The sequence below is a fragment of the Noviherbaspirillum phoenicis genome, assembly GCF_047237965.1.
Taxonomy (GTDB): domain Bacteria; phylum Pseudomonadota; class Gammaproteobacteria; order Burkholderiales; family Burkholderiaceae_D; genus Noviherbaspirillum_A.
Genome location: NZ_JBDFLX010000001.1, coordinates 397,993 through 414,292 on the forward strand (window position 1 = coordinate 397,993; position 16,300 = coordinate 414,292).

Below are 16,300 nucleotides of genomic sequence, written 5' to 3' on the forward strand. Positions count from 1 at the left end.
GCAGGCCTCATAGGGACAAGTCAAAATCCAGCAGGTCGGCCACGCCTTCGCCGGTGGCGCCGGCCCGGGCCTGTGCATCGGCGACGAAATCGTCGAGGCTTCCATCGACCAGCAGCGCGACCGATTCGAGTTGGTATTTCATCAGGCGCATCTTTGCGAAAGGCATGTACAGGCCCAGCGTGCAGACGATCGCCAGCAGGTTGGTCAGCGTGATGAAGGCAACCCGACCGGGCGCGACCCGGCTTTCGAAACGGTGTGGGCCGATGGCAGTGTGGTTCCAGACCAGGTTCTGCAGCATCGCGTTAAATACCGGATACATCAGCATGACCCATGCATAGAGAACCGCCATGAATACCAGCGTGCCGCCATAGGCTTCGAGCGCCATGCCGCGTTTGCCCAGGGCGACCTGCAGGCCGAACAACAGCAGGCCCAGTACGATGACACCCGCCATGAACACCAGGAACGCTTTCAGGTACAGCATATAGAACCGTCCGACCCTGGCATCGAAGCAAAAGCGGCTGGCGCCATAACGGCTTTCGCTGTGCTGAAAGCGCTTGATGCGCTGGTGCGCCATCGGCGCCAGCAGGAAGGCCGTCAGCGAGGCAATCGCGGGCCACAGCAGATAGGCGACATAGGCGCCCGAGACGCTGCCGCCAAACCCGAAACGGATGCTCCGGTAGCTGGTGTTATAGAGCTTGAACTGCAGGCTTCGCCAGATCAGCCAGGGCAGTGCCGCAATCAGCAGCAAGGCCAGCGCGCCAGCCAGCAGGCCTGGCATTTCGGAGAACAGTTGATAGGCAACGAGCAGCAGCAGCGCCACCGCGCGACCCTTGAGTATGGCTTTCGGCTCGCCATGGTAGTCGAAGCTCGCGCCTGCCAGGCGGGTGTTGCCGTAGAAGTAGCGGGTGCGCCGGACCTTGGCCCAGGCCGAGTAAATACCCAGCGTGATGATGGACAGGAAGGTGTTGGTGATCCAGATGCGAAAGTACTCGGCGCCAGTGCCGGTGAAACTGACGGGCTCGACCATGACCAGCTGGCCGTCGGGGAAGGGCGTATCGGTTGCGGGAAGGATGGCGGACATCGAGGTTCCTGGAGGTGAAGGAAGCACGCAGATTGCCTGCCTCCAGGAAATTGTCAATCAATGATAAAAATTATTAGCGAGGGTGAAGCAGGGTCAGCCCTGTTCCTCGGCCACTTTCAGGATCAGCTTGCCGAAATTGCGGCCCTCGAACAGCATCAGCAGCGTCTGCGGGAAGTTTTCCAGGCCGTCGACGATGTCCTCGCGCGACTTGAAGCTGCCGTCCTTCATCCATTGCGCCATCTTCGCCGCCGCCTCCGGGTAGCGGTCGGCCCAGTCGAACACCACGATGCCTTCCATGCGCGCCCGGTTGACCAGCAGCGACAGGTAGTTTGCCGGGCCCTTGACCGGCGTGGTGTTGTTGTACTGGGAGATCGCGCCGCAGATGATGATGCGCGCCTTCATGTTGATGCGGGTCAGCACCGCGTCCAGGATATCGCCGCCGACATTGTCGAAATAGACGTCCACGCCGTTCGGGCAATGCTGCTTCAGGCCGTCCTTCACCGAGCCGGTCTTGTAGTCGATGCAGGCATCGAAGCCCAGTTCATTGACCACGAAATCGCATTTCTCCTTGCCGCCGGCAATGCCGACGACGCGGCAGCCGCGCTGCCTGGCGACTTGTCCCACCGTTTGCCCGACCGCGCCGGCGGCGCCGGACACCACCACGGTTTCGCCCGCCTTGGGCTGGCCGACTTCCAGCAGGCCGAAATAGGCGGTCATGCCGGGCATGCCCAGCGCATTCAGGTACTTGGGCAGCGGCGCGGCCGACGGATCGACCTTGTAGAAGGCCGCTGCCTTGTCATCGGCGGCGCCGATCCAGTATTGCTGCACGCCGGTGGCGCCGGAGACGTAGTCGCCCACGGCGAATTTCGGCGACTTCGACGCGACCACGCGGCCAATGCCGCCGGCGCGCATCACTTCGCCGATGCCAACCGGGCGGATATAGGATTTGCCTTCATTCATCCAGCCGCGCATGGCGGGATCGAGGGAGAGATAGATGACCTTGACCAGGATCTCGCCGTCGACCAGTTCGCGTACCGGTTCGGACGTATTCTGCCAGTCGCTGTCCTTGGGCGTGCCGACCGGGCGGGCGGCAAGGCGGAACTGCTGGTTGGTGAGGGTGGTTGTCATCGTGGTCTCCTGTTGAGTTGGGTGAGGCACTATACCGCAGATTGAAACGGTCGTGCTTTTTTCACCTTTTGTAAGAAAACAGGAACTTTCTGTTCGTTCATCAGACCAAGCCGGGAGCTTTGCGTTCCGCAAGCTCAATATTGTTGCGCCAGAGCATAAACTCGATGATCTGCCGGTTCCGGCAAGCCAACAGCGACTTACCCGCAGGTTGAAACGCGCCACCGACGCGGCCCTGCGTCCCTAAACCGGCCCTTGTTCTAGTTATTTCCAGGAGATCCCATGCTTCGTTCCGAAACCCTTTTTGGCAAGCGCGAACCCAATTCCACCACCCCCAATTCACCGCTGAACGCATCCACCCCTGGCACCCAGCCGGGTGGCATGTCCAGCGCTGTCAAACCGGCGCCCAGCCCGGCCGGCATGGGACCGGGCGGCGCCAGCGGCGCTGCGCCTGCACCGGCCGCACCGGCCCCGGCTTCGTCCGAAGGTGGCAGCAAGCTCATCGTCGGCCCGAAGATCAAGCTGACCGGCGGCCAGATCACCGACTGCGACACCCTGGTGGTGGAAGGCACGGTCGAGGCAACCATGGAAGCGCGTGAAATCCAGATCGCCGAGCAGGGTTCCTTCAGCGGCTCCGCTGAAATCGACGTCGCCCATGTGCGCGGCACCTTCGACGGCAACCTGACGGCCCGCCAGAAGCTGGTCATCTATTCGACCGGCAAGGTCATCGGCACGGTGCGTTATGGCAAGATCGTGATCGAAGAAGGCGGCGAACTGGCCGGCGATACCCAAGTTGGTTCGGAAGGCGCTCGTTCCGGCCTGTCCGTGGCCAAGGCAGCCGTCTGATCGCATACCGATTCAGCGCTAGACCGTAACGATGCCGGCGCCCATAAGGGCGCCGGCATTTTTGTTTCAGGGGTTTATCTTCCGAAACCCCGGCTCGTGCGACAATACCCGGCTTTGCCGCATCCGAACACCAACAACATGACGCACCCGGAATACATCCTTACCCTTTCCTGCCTGGATCAGCGTGGCATCGTCCATCGCGTATCGGGCTTCCTGGCCGAGCATGGCTGCAACATCATCGATTCCGCGCAGTTCGGCGACGCCCAGTCCAAACTGTTCTTCATGCGCGTGCATTTTTCGCTGGAAGACAGCGGCATCGGCGACGCATTGCTGCGCAGCGACTTCGCCGTGCTGGGCGACAGCATGCAGATGAACTGGCAGTTGAACGACGCGCACAAGAAGCCGCGCATGCTGATCATGGTATCGAAGATCGGCCATTGCCTGAACGACCTGCTGTTCCGCTACAAGAGCGGGCTGCTGCCGGTGGAAATTCCGGCCATCGTGTCCAACCACACCGATTTCTACCAGCTCTCGGCCAGCTACAACATCCCGTTCCACCACCTGCCGCTGGCGACGGGCGCATCCGCCGAGGCCAAGCGCACCCAGGAAGAGAAGGTGCTCAACATCGTGCGCGAGCATGATATCGACCTGGTGGTGCTGGCCCGCTACATGCAGATCCTGTCGCCGCAGATGTGCGAGGCGTTAAGAGGTCGTGCGATCAACATCCACCATTCCTTCCTGCCCAGCTTCAAGGGCGCCAAGCCGTATTACCAGGCCCATGACCGCGGCGTGAAGCTGATCGGCGCGACGGCGCACTTCGTCACCAGCGACCTCGACGAAGGCCCGATCATCGAGCAGGATGTGGAGCGTGTGGACCACGCGATGGGTCCGGACACCCTGACCGCCATTGGCCGCGACGTCGAATGCGTGGTGCTGGCGCGGGCAGTCAAGTGGTTCGTGGAACACCGGATCCTGCTGAATGGCCACAAGACGGTCGTGTTCAGGTAAGCAACAAGATTCAGATCGCCGGATCAGCAAAACAGGCAGGTTTTCCTGCCTGTTTTTTATTGCGCGGCCGCGTTTCGCCAGGGTGGCGCCGTCAGCCCAGCACGCGCCGGAACCAGGCGCTGATGTCGTCCACTTCCTCCTGGCAGACCGAGTGCGGCATCAGGTACTCATGCCATTCCACCTCGTATCCCAGCGAGCGCAGCAGATCGCGGGACTGCTCGGCGCGGATGATGGGAATCACCTGGTCGCCGCGGCCATGCGCCATGAAGATCGGCGTGGCCTGGTTGGACAAATGCCGTTCCTCGGCAATCGTGGTGTGCAGCGGCACGTAGCCCGACAGGCAGAGCAGGCCGGCCAGTTTCTCCGGATGGCGCAGGCCGGTCTGTATGGTCATCGCGCAGCCCTGGGAAAAACCGGCCAGCACGATGCGCTCGGCGGGGATGCCGCGCGCCTTTTCCTGGGCGATCAGCTGTTCCACCATCGCCTGCGACGCCCGCAAGCCTTTTTCATCCTCGCGGCGCGACAGGTCGGCGCCAATGATGTCGTACCAGGCCCGCATCACATAACCGTTGTTGATGGTGACCGGCATGGTGGGCGCATGCGGAAAGACGAAGCGGATGTCCTGCATGCCGGCCAGGTCCAGTTCGCGCACGATGGGCACGAAGTCGTCGCCGCTGGCGCCCAGGCCGTGCAGCCAGATCACGGAGGCGGTGGGATTGGGGCCGGTTTCTATTTCTATGGTTTCAAGCGCTGCGGAAGTCATCTGTGGGAAGCCTCATGCGGTTTTGGGACGGATTGCCGATTTCGGCCGGAAGACCTTGCATACCGACTCGTTGGCCTCGATGTACGGACCGCCGATCAGGTCGATGCAGTAGGGCACGGCGGCGAAGATGCCTGCCACCAGCTGCTTGCCCTCGGCGTCCTTCAGGCCTTCCAGGGTTTCGCGGATCGACTTGGGCTGGCCGGGCAGGTTGATGATCAGCGCCGCATGGCCATCGGCCTCGCGGATCACCGCAACCTGGCGCGACAGGATGGCGGTGGGCACGAAATGCAGGCTGATCTGGCGCATCTGTTCGCCAAAGCCCGGCATTTCCTTGGTGCCCACGGCCAGCGTGGCTTCCGGCGTCACGTCGCGCCGGGCCGGGCCGGTGCCGCCGGTGGTGATCACCAGGTCGCATTGCAGCTGGTCCACCAGCTCGATCAGCGCGGCCTCGATCTGGTCGCGTTCATCGGCAACCAGGCGGGTTTCCACCTCGAACGGGCTGGCCAGGGCGCTGGCCAGCCATTCATTCAGGGCGGGTATGCCCTGGTCCTGGTAGACACCGCCCGATGCGCGGTCAGACACCGACACCAGGCCGATGCGCGCGGCGCCGTCATTCCTCATCGTTTTCTCCTTCGTTTTCCTGATCGGTTTCGGCCGGCTTGGCGGCGCCGCCCTGCAGCTGCTTCAGCACCTGGAAAATTTCGCGGTAGGCCTTGGGCGGCTTCTGTTCGGCCTGTTCGCGGCGGGCATTGCGGATCAGGGTGCGCATCTGCTGCACATCGAGTTCGGGATACTGTGCGCGCAATTCGGTCAGCGCGCCGTCGTCTGCCAGCAGCTTGTCGCGGCGGCGTTCCATGGCATGCATCGCGGCGGTTTCGGCGCGCGACGGCTGCTTCCAGCTGTCGATGGTCTTGCGGATCAGCGCGACTTCCTCGTCCTCGAGGGTGCGCATTTTCTTGCCGACGTACTGCAGCTGGCGGCGGCGGCCTTCGTGGTCCTTGATGGTCTGGCATTCGAGGATGGCGTCGCGCACGTCTTCCGGCATCGGCACGCGCTTGACGCGTTCGCGCGGTTCGGCAATCAGTTCTGCGCCCAGCTTCTGCAAGGCGGTCATTTCACGCTTGAGCTGGGATTTGGATGGGCGGTCGTAATCCTGCTCGAACTCGTTCGACTGGAATCCGGTGGAGCCCCGGTTGGAATTAGGCATGATAGGGATGCGGCATGAGCCATTCGGTAAACGGCTGCTATGATAACTCTTTTACACGGCCCCCTAAAATCCGCTATGAACGATACCTTGTTTATCCACAGCCAGGACCAGTTGCGTGCGCTTGCCGAGGATGTGCTGCGTTACGCCAGGGAAGCCGGCGCCTCCGATGCCGCGGTGCAGATCAGCGAAGGCAGCGGCCTGTCGGTCACGGTGCGGCGGGGGGATGTGGAGACCATCGAGCAGAACAAGGACAAGGGCATCTCGGTCACGATCTACATGGGCAAGCAGGGCGCCGTGCGGCGCGGCAGCGCCAGTACCTCGGACTTCGCGCAGAAGTCGCTGAAGGACACGGTGGACGCGGCCTGCAATATCGCCCGCTTCACCGCCGAGGACGATTGCGCCGGCCTGCCGGACGAGGACACGCTGGAATTCCAGCCGCGCGACCTGCAGCTCTGCTATCCCTGGACCATCAGCGCCGAGGAGGCGATCGCCCTGGCCACCCGTGCCGAGGCGGCCGCCTTCGCGGTCGATCCTCGGGTGGCAAACAGCGAAGGCGCCAGCGTGCATGCGCAGCAGTCGCATTTCGTCAGCGCCAATACCCGCGGCTTCATCGGCGGCTACCCCTATTCCCGCCACACGATGTCGGTCGTGCCGATCGCCGGCCGCGGCGGCAATATGCAGCGCGACAGTTGGTATTCCTCGGTACGCGACCCGGCCAGGCTGGCTGCGCCCGAGGCGATCGGCCGATACGCCGCCGAGCGCGCGCTGGCGCGCCTGAATGCGCGCAAGCTCGACACCCGCAAGTGCCCGGTGCTGTTCGAGGCGCCGCTGGCCGCCGGCCTGCTGGGGGCCTTTGTGCAGGCGGTATCGGGCGGCGCGCTGTATCGCAAGTCCACTTTCCTGCATGACTCGGTCGGCAGCCGGGTCTTCGCCGACCACATCCAGATCGTCGAAGACCCGCACCGGCCCGGCGCGGTCGGCTCGGCGCCGTTCGACGAGGAAGGCGTGAAGACCGTTCGCCGCGACGTGGTGCGCGACGGCGTGGTGCAGGGCTATTTCCTGTCCACTTATTCGGCCCGCAAGCTGGGCCTGAAGACCACGGGCAACGCCGGCGGCGCGCATAACCTCAACATCACTTCCAGCCGCACCACCGCCGGGGATGACTTCGCCGGCATGCTCAGGAAAATGGGCACTGGCCTTCTGGTGACCGAACTGATGGGGCAGGGCGTCAATTACGTGACCGGCGATTACTCGCGCGGCGCGTCGGGTTACTGGGTCGAGAACGGCGTGATCCAGTACCCGGTCGAGGAAATCACGATTGCCGGCAACATGAAATCGATGTTCGAGCAAATCGTCGGCATCGGCACCGACACGCTGGTGCGCGGCACCCGTGAGACCGGTTCCATCCTGATCGAAAGCATGACCGTCGCCGGCAGTTGAGCGCAGCGCGGGCCTTGACGGCACGACGCGTCGCTGGCTGAATGAACTTTTGCATCGCCGCAGCTATTTGTATTGCGGCGTTTCGTTGCCGCCCCTACAATCTGCAACGCCGTTAGCCCGGCAACTTTTCACGTGCCGGGCTGCCGCCATTCCTATACATCACAAAGTCTCTGGAGATAACAACATCATGGAACGACGTTCCTTTTTGAAAAAAGCCGCGGTTGGCGCATCGGTAGGCGCGATTGCAGCGCCAGCGCTGGCGCAGTCGCAGCCCACCGTCAACTGGCGCCTGGCGTCGAGCTTCCCGAAATCGCTGGACGTCATCTATGGCGCTGCCGAGCGCATGTCCAAGCGGGTAGCCGAACTGACCGGCGGCAAATTCAACATCCGCGTGTTCGCCGCGGGTGAAATCGTTCCGGCGCTCCAGGTGGTGGATGCAGTGCAGGCCGGCACGGTGGAAATGGGCCACAGCGCGGGCTATTACTATTTCGGCAAGGACCCGGCATTCTGCTTCGACACCGCGGTGCCTTTCGGCCTGACCTCGCGCCAGCAGACTTCCTGGTTCGAGTTCGGCGGCGGCAAGGAACTGATGCGCGAGTTCTACAAGGACTACGGCATCCTGAACTTCATGGGCGGCAACACCGGCACCCAGATGGGCGGCTGGTACCGCAAGGAGATCAAGACCCTGAAGGACATGGAAGGCCTGAAGATGCGCATCAGCGGCCTGGCCGGCCGCGTGGTGCAGCGCCTGGGCGTGGTGCCGCAGCAGATCGGCGGCGGCGACATCTACCCGGCGCTGGAAAAGGGCACGATCAACGCGGCGGAATGGGTTGGTCCGTACGACGATGAAAAGCTGGGCTTCAACCGCGTGGCGCCGTTCTACTACGCGCCGGGCTGGTGGGAAGCGAGCGCGCAGCTCAACTTCATGGTCGGCATCAAGGAATGGGAAAAGCTGCCGAAGGAATATCAGCATGCCTTCGAAGTCGCCAGCCATGAAGCGCACCTGTTCATGCAGGCCGACTTCGACCACCGCAATCCGGCCGCGCTGGCCCGTCTGCTGAAGGCAGGCGTCAAGCTGCGCACCTTCTCGCGCGACATCATGGAAGCCGCTTACAAGGCGTCGACCGAAGTGATGGAGGAAGAAGCAGCGAAGAACGCGAAGTTCAAGAAGATCTACGAGCCGTGGAAGCAGTTCCGCCAGAACCAGAACCAGTGGTACTCGGTGTCGGAAGCGCCGATCGCCAACTTCATGGTCAGCCGCAAGTAAATCACAGCAAATCACAGGTCGGCGGATCCGCCGTCCTGCAGTTGTTTCAAAGCGCCCGTAGCACGCAAGTCCTACGGGCTTTTTTCTAGTGTCGTAGCCGCAGCAAAGGAGCAGTAAGCCAAGTCAGCATCATTCACCCAGGAGAAAATATGGAACGTCGTTCGTTCATCCGCACCGCCGGCGCCGGCGCACTCGCCGGAAGCCTTGCCTCGATTGCCACCCCATCCGTGGCGCAAACCCTGCCTTCCATCAACTGGCGCCTTGCCTCCAGTTTCCCGAAATCCCTCGATACCATCTACGGCGGCGCCGAAACCCTTGCCAGGCGTGTAGCCGCGCTCACCGATGGCAAGTTCGCTATCCGCGCCTTCCCCGGCGGCGAGATCGTGCCGGCGCTGCAGGTGGCGGATGCGGTCCAGGCCAATACCGTAGAAGTGGGCCATACCTGCTCCTACTATTATTTTGGCAAGGACCCCACCTTTGCATTCGACTGCGCCGTGCCGTTTGGCTTGAACTCACGCCAGCAGACTGCCTGGTTCGATCAGGGCGGCGGCCGTGAGCTGATGCGCGACTTCCTGCGCGACTACGACATCGTCAACTTCATGGGCGGCAATACCGGCACCCAGATGGGCGGCTGGTTCCGCAAGGAGATCAAGACGGTCGAGGACCTGAATGGGTTGAAGATGCGCATCGGCGGCTTTGCCGGACGGGTGATGCAGCGCCTGGGCCTGGTGCCGCAGCAGCTCGCAGGCGGCGACATCTATCCCGCGCTGGAAAAGGGCACCATCGATGCGGCCGAGTGGATCGGGCCCTACGACGATGAAAAGCTGGGCTTCAACAAGGTGGCGCCTTTCTACTATGCGCCCGGCTGGTGGGAGAGCGGCCCGCAGATCTCCTTCTATGTGAATGCAAAGGAATGGGAGAAGCTGCCCAAGGTCTATCAGGCGGAATTCGAAGCGGCTTCCTACGAGGCCCACGTGGTCATGCAGGCACAGTACGATGCGCGCAATCCGAGTGCGCTGGCGCGCCTGCTCAAGAGCGGCGTCAAGCTGCGCAGCTTCTCCCGCAGCATCATGGACGCCTGTTACAAGGCGGCCCAGGAGGTGATGGAAGAGGAAGCGTCGAAGAATGCCAAGTTCAAGAAGGTTTATGAACCGTGGAAGCGTTTCCGCCAGGACGAAAACCAGTGGTTCTCGGTAGCCGAGGCAACCCTGCAAAACTATATGAACAGCGCACGCTGATTTTTGCAAGGCATTGATCCAGCCTGAGAGACGTCGCGATGCGGCGTCATTCTGAGGCCCAGCTTGGGCCGGCACGCAAACAGGTGCCCGCTCCGTAAGAGGGAAACCCAAAGAAAAGGCCCCGCCATCGAGCGGGGCCTTTGTTCTTGTTGCATGGCGACCTGTATTTGATCGCCGGGCTTGCAGGATGCTACTTCTTCTCGCCCTCGGTCGAGAAGTTCAACTGCGGCTCGCCGCCGTCGGCTGGCTTCTGTTCCTCGCTGGTGGAGAAATCCAGGTTGGGCTGAGTCTCGGGCTGGCTGTTCTCGGACGGCGTCTCGATGCGCAGTTCAAGCTGCTCCTTCATGTCGGCATGCTTCTCCACCGACACCAGCTGCGGGAAGGCGATGATGAGCGACACCATCACCACCTGTATCAGCACGAAGGGCACCGAGCCCCAATAGATGTCCGAGGTCTTGACCTCCTTGGGCGCCACCGAGCGCAGATAGAACAGCGCAAAGCCGAACGGCGGGTGCATGAAGGAGGTCTGCATGTTCACGCCCAGCAGCACGCCAAACCAGATCAGGTCGATGCCCATCTTTTCGGCGACCGGACCCACCAGCGGCACCAGGATGAATGCCAGCTCGAAGAAGTCGAGGAAGAAGGCAAGTCCGAAGAACAGGATGTTTACCACGATCAGGAAGCCGGCCTTGCCGCCCGGCAGGGAGGTCAGCAGGTGCTCCACCCACAGGTCGCCATTCACGCCGCGGAACACCAGCGAGAATACGCTGGAGCCGATCAGGATGAAGATCACGAAGCAGGACAGGCGGGTGGTGGAATCCATCGCCTGCTTCAACAGGCTCCAGCTCAGGCGCCGGTTCATGATGGCCAGGATCAGTGCGCCCAGCGCGCCCATGCCGCCGCCCTCGGTCGGCGTGGCGATGCCCACGAAAATCGTGCCGAGCACCAGGAAGATCAGCGCCAGCGGCGGGATCAGCACGAACACCACGCGCTCGGCCATGCGCGAGAGCATGTTCAGGCCCAGCTTGCGATTGAGGTAAGCGAACAGGAAGCAGACTGCGGTGGCCAGGGAAGCGCCGTAGATCATCACCTCATCGGCGGGCTTGTTCGGATGGCGTGCGCCGAACCAGCCGTCGAACAGGTAAGTAATGCCTATTGCCACGACGAGCAGCACCGCCAGCGACTTGACGCCGCTCGATCCGTCCGGCTGGCGCAGGTTGCGTGCCTCCAGCGGCAGGGCCGGCGTCGCGCTCGGGCGGAAGATCGATACCGACATCACATAGCCGGCATACATGGAGGTGAGAATCAGGCCCGGCAGGAATGCCGCCTTGTACATGTCGCCAACCGACCGGCCGAGCTGGTCGGCCATCACGATCAGCACCAGCGAGGGCGGGATGATCTGCGCCAGCGTGCCGGAAGCGGCGATCACGCCGGTGGCCAGGCGCTTGTCGTAACCGTAGCGCAGCATCACCGGCAGCGAGATCAGGCCCATCGAGATCACCGATGCGGCCACCACGCCGGTGGTAGCCGCCAGCAGCGCGCCGACGAAGATCACCGCGTACGCGACGCCGCCGCGGATCGGCCCGAACAGCTGGCCGATGGTGTCGAGCAGGTCTTCCGCCATGCCGGATCGCTCCAGGATCAGGCCCATGAAGGTAAAGAAGGGAATCGCCAGCAGGGTGTCGTTGGCCATGATGCCGAACAGCCGGTTGGGCAGGGCTTGCAGCAGTTCCGGCTTCAACAGGCCCAGTTCGATGCCCAGCAGGCCGAACAGCAGGCCGTTGGCCGCCAGGGCGAATGCGACCGGGAAGCCCGACAGCAGGAACAACACCAGTGCGCCGAACATGATCGGCGCCATATTTGCAATCAGGAATGCGCTCATGATTTTCTGTCCTAGTCGAGCTTGTTGGCGGCCTTGATGGCGGCGATTTCGTCTTCCGGATTGGCCGCGTGCTTCTCGAACTCGCGCGCATCCACCAGGCCGGCGAGGAAGCCAAGGCGCTTGATCAGTTCGGAGACGCCCTGCAGGATCATCATCACGAAGCCGACCGGGATCAGCAGTTTGGCCGGCCACAGGATCAGGCCGCCGGCATTGCTCGACACTTCCTGGTTGCGGATCGATTCCATCGCGTAGGGAATGGAGAAATAGAGGATCAGCAGCGACACCGGCAGCAGGAAGAACAGGAAGCCGAGGATGTCGATGATGGCCTGGGTACGGCGCGAAAAACGGCCCACGACGACATCGATGCGCACATGTTCATTGCGCTTCAGGGTATAGGCGCTGGCCAGCATGAACATCGAGGCAAACAGGTACCACTGGATCTCGAGCCAGGCATTCGAACTCATGTTCAGGCTGTAGCGGATGATCGCATTGCCGGCGCAGATCAGCACTGCCAGCAGAAGCGCCCAACTGACCGCGAGGCCGATCTTTTCATTGATCGCGTCGATCAGACGCGCAAGCGAAAGCAGTAAAGACATGGTTTGTCTCCGTCTTGATTTTCAGATATGGGGGGTTGCCCTCGAGTGGCGTGGCGGTACGTCTGGTACGGGCTTGTTCCTGCGTGAGCGGGTGGGAGTATATGACATTTCTGATAAGGAACAAGCGTTTCGGCATAAAAACCCGCAACGCCGCCAGGACGGCATTGCGGGGACTTTGTGTGGATATGCAGGAGTGTTAAGCCGCGATGATCCTGGCCTTGGAGCGCAACGTCGACGGAGTATAGAAAAAAATGCCTGTCGATGGAAAAAAAATCCATGCACGCCAAAAAAAGTTTTGCCGGTTTGCCAAAATTGATTCGGTCAACGGCAGCACGTGCGGAAGATGGTTGGTGAAGTCGTGAAAATACGTCATCACATGATCAGGCCGGCGTAACAGGTCCTGTTGAAACCGCCGGCCTGGCAACAATCTTCAGCCCAGTTCCGCGCGTACCCTGGCGATGGCCGCCCGTACCTGATTGGGCGCGGTGCCGCCCACATGGTCGCGTGCGGCGACCGAGCCTTCCAGTGTCAGCACCTCGAACACATCGTCGGCAACCAGGTTGCTGAACTGGCGCAGGTCGTCCAGCGACAGGTCGGCCAGGTCGCAGCCGCGGTCGACGCAGGCGCGCACCGCATGGGCGACCGCTTCATGTGCGTCGCGGAAGGGCAGGCCTTTCTTGACCAGGTAATCGGCCAGGTCGGTCGCGGTGGCATAGCCCTGGAAGGCGGCGGCGCGCATCGCTTCCGGGCGCACCGTGATGCCGCGCGCCATGTCGGCGAAGATGCGCAGCGTGTCGGTGACGGTGTCGACGGTGTCGAACAGCGGTTCCTTGTCTTCCTGGTTGTCCTTGTTGTAGGCCAGCGGCTGGCCCTTCATCAGGGTCAGCAGCGCGATCAGGTGGCCGTTGACGCGTCCGGTCTTGCCACGCGCCAGTTCCGGCACGTCCGGGTTCTTCTTCTGCGGCATGATGGACGAGCCGGTGCAGAAGCGGTCGGCGATGTCGATGAAGCCCACGCGCGGGCTCATCCAGATCACCAGTTCCTCGGACATGCGCGACACATGGGTCATTACCAGCGCGGCGGCGGCGCAGAACTCGATGGCGAAATCGCGGTCGGACACCGCGTCCAAGGAGTTGCGGCAGACATCGTCGAAGCCCAGCGTGGCGGCGACCCGTTCGCGGTCGATCGGGAAGGTGGTGCCGGCCAGCGCCGCCGCGCCCAGCGGCAGGCGGTTGACGCGCTTGCGGCAATCCGCCATGCGTTCGGCGTCGCGGCCGAACATTTCCACGTAAGCCAGCATGTGATGGCCGAAAGTGACCGGCTGCGCCACCTGCATATGGGTGAAGCCGGGAAGGATGGTGTCGGCATGCTGTTCGGCCAGGTCGGTCAGCGCGAGGCGCAGTTCGCGCAGCAGGCCGCTGATGTCGTCGATCGCATGGCGCAGGTAGAGCCGGATGTCGGTGGCAACCTGGTCGTTGCGTGAACGGCCGGTGTGCAGCCGCTTGCCGGCGTCGCCGACCAGTTCGGTCAGGCGCTTTTCGATATTCAGGTGGACGTCTTCCAGGTCGAGCAGCCATTCGAACTGGCCGGCGGCGATTTCCGACTGGATCTGCGCCATGCCGCGCTGGATATCCTGCAGGTCCTGGCGGCTGATGATGCCCTGTTCGGCCAGCATGTCGGCGTGGGCGAGCGAGCCCTGGATATCGAACTCGGCCAGGCGCTTGTCGAAGAACACCGATGCGGTGTAACGCTTGACGAGGTCGGAAACGGGTTCGGAAAAGCGTGCCGACCACGCTTCACTTTTTTTGGAGAGTTGTGCTGTCATAATTGTGTCCCGGAGAATTACGGGATTATAGAGCAAGCGGGTAGGCCTTCCGACTGGCAGGGACCGCTTGGACCCGTAGCGTCTCGTTCTCGATCTTATCCATGTCCGCAACCGTTCCGGCCGCCGCGCCCGTATCCGTTCTGCCCGACTGCTGTAACCTCGGCGTGATCCTGCGCACGCTGGTGGCGGTGAACGGCGCGGTGATGGTGGCCATCCTGGCGCAGGCGCCCACCCTTGGCGCGGCCATCCTGTCCTTCATCGAGGCCTCGGTGCTGGTCGAGCTCGCCAGCCTGGCTTCCCTGCTCATCCTTTGCGCGGCCAGGAAGCCGTTGGCCCGTTTCCCGCCCTGGCTGCAGCGCCCGGCCTGCATGGCGGTGCCGGCCTCGGTCACCGCCGTGATCATCCGTTTCCTGGCCACGCTCAACCTGTATGTGGTCGACCCGGCTGGCCTGGCGATGATCCAGGGCGTGGTGACTGCGGCGCTGCTGGGCACGGTGCTGCAGCATTACTTCGAACTGCGCACCCGCGCCTTCTCGCCGGCGCTGGCCGAGGCGCGCCTGCAGGCGCTGCAGGCGCGCATCCGGCCGCATTTCCTGTTCAACAGCCTCAATGCGGTGCTTTCCCTGATCCGCACCGCGCCGCGCCAGGCCGAGGCGACGCTGGAAGACCTGGCCGAACTGTTCCGCGCCCTGCTGCGCGATGCGCGCGACCTGACCACGCTGGAGCAGGAACTGCGGCTGTGCGAACAATATCTTTCCATCGAGAAAATCCGTCTTGGCGAGCGGCTGCAGGTGGAATGGGAACTGACCAACATGAGCGACGAAGTGCTGCACAGCGCCCAGATCCCGTCGCTGCTGCTGCAGCCGCTGCTGGAGAATGCGGTGCATCATGGCGTCGAACCGGCGCGCGAGCCGATGCTGGTGCAGATCCACCTGAGCCGATGGGGCGACAGGCTGGACATTGCCGTGATCAATCCGCATCATCCTGACCGCAGTTCGCCCGGCAACCATATGGCGCTGGACAACATCCGGGAACGCCTGGCGCTGCTGTATGACGTCGAGGCACAGCTGGTGACGACGATTGCGCGCGGCTTTTTCGAAGTGCGCCTGCGCTTTCCCTATGTCAAGGAGAGTTAATGAGTCAACGCATATTCATTGTGGACGATGAGGAGCATGCCAGGTCGCGGCTGGCCATCCTGCTGGCGGATATCGCGGAAGAATGTCCGAATGAGCTGGTCGGCCAGGCCAGCGACGCCGCCGGCGCGCTGCAGGGCATCGTCGACACCCGGCCGGACATCGTGCTGCTGGATATCCAGATGCCCGGCATGAACGGCCTGGACCTGGCCGCGCGGCTGGCGCGGGAAGGGGAGGAAATGCCGGCGGTGGTGTTCGTCAGCGCCCACGAGGACTATGCGCTCAATGCCTTCGACGTGCATGCGCTGGACTATCTGGTCAAGCCGGTACGGGCGGCGCGGCTGGCGCAGGCCTTGAAGCGCGTCGCCACCTTGCGCGGCCGCAGCAGCGGTACCGCCGAAGCGACGCCGCGACGGGCGCATTTCACCGTGCACGAACGCGACCGGCTGCTGCTGGTGCCGGTGACCGATGTGCTGTACCTGAAGGCGGAGCTGAAATACGTGACCCTGCGCACCCGCACCCGCGACTACCTGATCGAGGACTCGCTGTCTTCCATCGAGGAAGAACTGGACGATGTGTTCGTACGCGTCCACCGCAACACCCTCGTGGCGCGCAAGGCCATCATGGGCGTCGAGCGCGGCGTGGTGGGCGCCGACGGCGAGAGCGAGCGCGGGCAGGAAGCATGGCAGGTCATCCTGCGCGATGTCGCTGAACGCCTGCCCATTTCCCGAAGGCAATGGCCAGTGGTCAAGGCCCTGGTGCGTTGAGCCGGCGCCATGACCGGAATCGCATGGATTGCGTTGGGATAACGCTCGTGCGCATGGGGCGCGCCGCCTATTGTTCAGCTGCGTCTCATAGGATAGCCTGTTGACTCTATTGCCATTGGCCA

16 protein-coding genes are annotated in these 16,300 nt (G+C 62.8%); 8 read left to right on the forward strand and 8 right to left on the reverse strand.

Annotated elements, in window-relative coordinates; genetic code table 11:
• Nucleotides 1-7: 7 nt before the first annotated feature.
• Both ABC383_RS01835 and ABC383_RS01840 read right to left on the reverse strand, forming a co-directional pair.
• Entirely contained in the window at nt 8-1,081 is a 1,074-nt protein-coding gene (locus tag ABC383_RS01835; protein ID WP_413011434.1) for a YjgN family protein, read from the reverse strand.
• A gap of 93 nt (nt 1,082-1,174) precedes the next feature.
• On the reverse strand, nt 1,175-2,209 hold the full coding sequence (locus ABC383_RS01840; protein WP_413011436.1) for an NADP-dependent oxidoreductase: 1,035 nt from the start codon (nt 2,207-2,209) through the stop codon (nt 1,175-1,177).
• A gap of 52 nt (nt 2,210-2,261) precedes the next feature.
• Here ABC383_RS01840 and ABC383_RS01845 point away from each other — a divergent pair, with 52 nt between their 5' ends.
• The 3 genes from ABC383_RS01845 to purU all read left to right on the forward strand — a co-directional run bounded on the left by ABC383_RS01845 (nt 2,262) and on the right by purU (nt 4,060).
• Nucleotides 2,262-2,453 carry a hypothetical protein gene (locus ABC383_RS01845; protein WP_413011438.1) on the forward strand — a complete coding sequence of 64 codons (192 nt, stop codon included), beginning with the start codon at nt 2,262-2,264 and terminating at the stop codon, nt 2,451-2,453.
• 35 nt (nt 2,454-2,488) lie between these two features.
• Complete coding sequence (locus ABC383_RS01850) at nt 2,489-3,052, forward strand: bactofilin family protein (protein ID WP_413011440.1); 564 nt, start codon at nt 2,489-2,491, stop codon at nt 3,050-3,052.
• Nucleotides 3,053-3,190: 138 nt separating this feature from the next.
• Complete coding sequence (gene purU / locus ABC383_RS01855) at nt 3,191-4,060, forward strand: formyltetrahydrofolate deformylase (RefSeq protein WP_413011442.1); 870 nt, start codon at nt 3,191-3,193, stop codon at nt 4,058-4,060.
• Nucleotides 4,061-4,151: 91 nt separating this feature from the next.
• Here the strand turns inward: purU and ABC383_RS01860 are convergent, their stop codons facing one another.
• From ABC383_RS01860 to yjgA, 3 genes are read right to left on the reverse strand one after another with little or no spacing between them, the layout of a single operon-like run.
• Complete coding sequence (locus ABC383_RS01860) at nt 4,152-4,823, reverse strand: alpha/beta hydrolase (protein ID WP_413011444.1); 672 nt, start codon at nt 4,821-4,823, stop codon at nt 4,152-4,154.
• A 12-nt stretch (nt 4,824-4,835) separates the two neighbouring features.
• The gene (gene mog, locus ABC383_RS01865; protein ID WP_413011446.1) at nt 4,836-5,444 is read right to left on the reverse strand and encodes a molybdopterin adenylyltransferase; all 609 of its coding nucleotides are present in this window, start codon (nt 5,442-5,444) and stop codon (nt 4,836-4,838) included.
• Nucleotides 5,434-6,030: a ribosome biogenesis factor YjgA gene (gene yjgA / locus ABC383_RS01870; RefSeq protein ID WP_413011448.1), complete on the reverse strand. Its 597-nt coding sequence runs from the start codon at nt 6,028-6,030 to the stop codon at nt 5,434-5,436. Before yjgA ends, mog begins: the two co-directional genes overlap by 11 nt.
• Nucleotides 6,031-6,105: 75 nt before the next feature.
• Here yjgA and pmbA point away from each other — a divergent pair, with 75 nt between their 5' ends.
• The 3 genes from pmbA (at nt 6,106) to ABC383_RS01885 (ending at nt 9,975) form a co-directional block, all read left to right on the forward strand.
• Nucleotides 6,106-7,470 (forward strand): metalloprotease PmbA, encoded by a 1,365-nt coding sequence (pmbA, locus tag ABC383_RS01875; protein ID WP_413011449.1) that lies wholly within the window; start codon nt 6,106-6,108, stop codon nt 7,468-7,470.
• A 187-nt stretch (nt 7,471-7,657) separates the two neighbouring features.
• Nucleotides 7,658-8,737 carry a TRAP transporter substrate-binding protein gene (locus ABC383_RS01880; RefSeq protein WP_413011451.1) on the forward strand — a complete coding sequence of 360 codons (1,080 nt, stop codon included), beginning with the start codon at nt 7,658-7,660 and terminating at the stop codon, nt 8,735-8,737.
• Nucleotides 8,738-8,886: 149 nt separating this feature from the next.
• The gene (locus ABC383_RS01885; protein WP_413011453.1) at nt 8,887-9,975 is read left to right on the forward strand and encodes a TRAP transporter substrate-binding protein; all 1,089 of its coding nucleotides are present in this window, start codon (nt 8,887-8,889) and stop codon (nt 9,973-9,975) included.
• Between the two features lie 190 nt (nt 9,976-10,165).
• Here the strand turns inward: ABC383_RS01885 and ABC383_RS01890 are convergent, their stop codons facing one another.
• The 3 genes from ABC383_RS01890 to argH form a co-directional block, all read right to left on the reverse strand.
• Entirely contained in the window at nt 10,166-11,857 is a 1,692-nt protein-coding gene (locus tag ABC383_RS01890; RefSeq protein WP_413011455.1) for a TRAP transporter large permease, read from the reverse strand.
• An 11-nt stretch (nt 11,858-11,868) separates the two neighbouring features.
• The gene (locus ABC383_RS01895) at nt 11,869-12,453 is read right to left on the reverse strand and encodes a TRAP transporter small permease subunit (RefSeq protein WP_413011457.1); all 585 of its coding nucleotides are present in this window, start codon (nt 12,451-12,453) and stop codon (nt 11,869-11,871) included.
• Between the two features lie 430 nt (nt 12,454-12,883).
• Nucleotides 12,884-14,278 carry an argininosuccinate lyase gene (gene argH, locus ABC383_RS01900; protein WP_413011459.1) on the reverse strand — a complete coding sequence of 465 codons (1,395 nt, stop codon included), beginning with the start codon at nt 14,276-14,278 and terminating at the stop codon, nt 12,884-12,886.
• Between the two features lie 101 nt (nt 14,279-14,379).
• On the opposite strand from argH, the gene ABC383_RS01905 reads away from it, so the two are divergent.
• Both ABC383_RS01905 and ABC383_RS01910 read left to right on the forward strand, forming a co-directional pair.
• The gene (locus ABC383_RS01905; protein ID WP_413011461.1) at nt 14,380-15,414 is read left to right on the forward strand and encodes a sensor histidine kinase; all 1,035 of its coding nucleotides are present in this window, start codon (nt 14,380-14,382) and stop codon (nt 15,412-15,414) included.
• The gene (locus ABC383_RS01910; RefSeq protein ID WP_413011463.1) at nt 15,414-16,178 is read left to right on the forward strand and encodes a LytR/AlgR family response regulator transcription factor; all 765 of its coding nucleotides are present in this window, start codon (nt 15,414-15,416) and stop codon (nt 16,176-16,178) included. The genes ABC383_RS01905 and ABC383_RS01910 overlap by 1 nt, the downstream gene beginning before the upstream one ends.
• Nucleotides 16,179-16,300 lie beyond the last annotated feature (122 nt).

Excerpts from the sequence above, each read along its gene's own strand:
- mog (WP_413011446.1), bottom strand. The coding sequence starts at position 5,444 with ATGAGGAATGACGGCGCCGCGCGCATCGGCCTGGTGTCGGTGTCTGAC.
- ABC383_RS01840 (WP_413011436.1), bottom strand. The coding sequence starts at position 2,209 with ATGACAACCACCCTCACCAACCAGCAGTTCCGCCTTGCCGCCCGCCCG.
- argH (WP_413011459.1), bottom strand. The coding sequence starts at position 14,278 with ATGACAGCACAACTCTCCAAAAAAAGTGAAGCGTGGTCGGCACGCTTT.
- ABC383_RS01895 (WP_413011457.1), bottom strand. The coding sequence starts at position 12,453 with ATGTCTTTACTGCTTTCGCTTGCGCGTCTGATCGACGCGATCAATGAA.
- pmbA (WP_413011449.1), top strand. The coding sequence starts at position 6,106 with ATGAACGATACCTTGTTTATCCACAGCCAGGACCAGTTGCGTGCGCTT.
- ABC383_RS01860 (WP_413011444.1), bottom strand. The coding sequence starts at position 4,823 with ATGACTTCCGCAGCGCTTGAAACCATAGAAATAGAAACCGGCCCCAAT.
- ABC383_RS01885 (WP_413011453.1), top strand. The coding sequence starts at position 8,887 with ATGGAACGTCGTTCGTTCATCCGCACCGCCGGCGCCGGCGCACTCGCC.
- ABC383_RS01835 (WP_413011434.1), bottom strand. The coding sequence starts at position 1,081 with ATGTCCGCCATCCTTCCCGCAACCGATACGCCCTTCCCCGACGGCCAG.
- ABC383_RS01890 (WP_413011455.1), bottom strand. The coding sequence starts at position 11,857 with ATGAGCGCATTCCTGATTGCAAATATGGCGCCGATCATGTTCGGCGCA.
- ABC383_RS01910 (WP_413011463.1), top strand. The coding sequence starts at position 15,414 with ATGAGTCAACGCATATTCATTGTGGACGATGAGGAGCATGCCAGGTCG.
- purU (WP_413011442.1), top strand. The coding sequence starts at position 3,191 with ATGACGCACCCGGAATACATCCTTACCCTTTCCTGCCTGGATCAGCGT.
- ABC383_RS01880 (WP_413011451.1), top strand. The coding sequence starts at position 7,658 with ATGGAACGACGTTCCTTTTTGAAAAAAGCCGCGGTTGGCGCATCGGTA.
- ABC383_RS01905 (WP_413011461.1), top strand. The coding sequence starts at position 14,380 with ATGTCCGCAACCGTTCCGGCCGCCGCGCCCGTATCCGTTCTGCCCGAC.
- ABC383_RS01850 (WP_413011440.1), top strand. The coding sequence starts at position 2,489 with ATGCTTCGTTCCGAAACCCTTTTTGGCAAGCGCGAACCCAATTCCACC.
- yjgA (WP_413011448.1), bottom strand. The coding sequence starts at position 6,030 with ATGCCTAATTCCAACCGGGGCTCCACCGGATTCCAGTCGAACGAGTTC.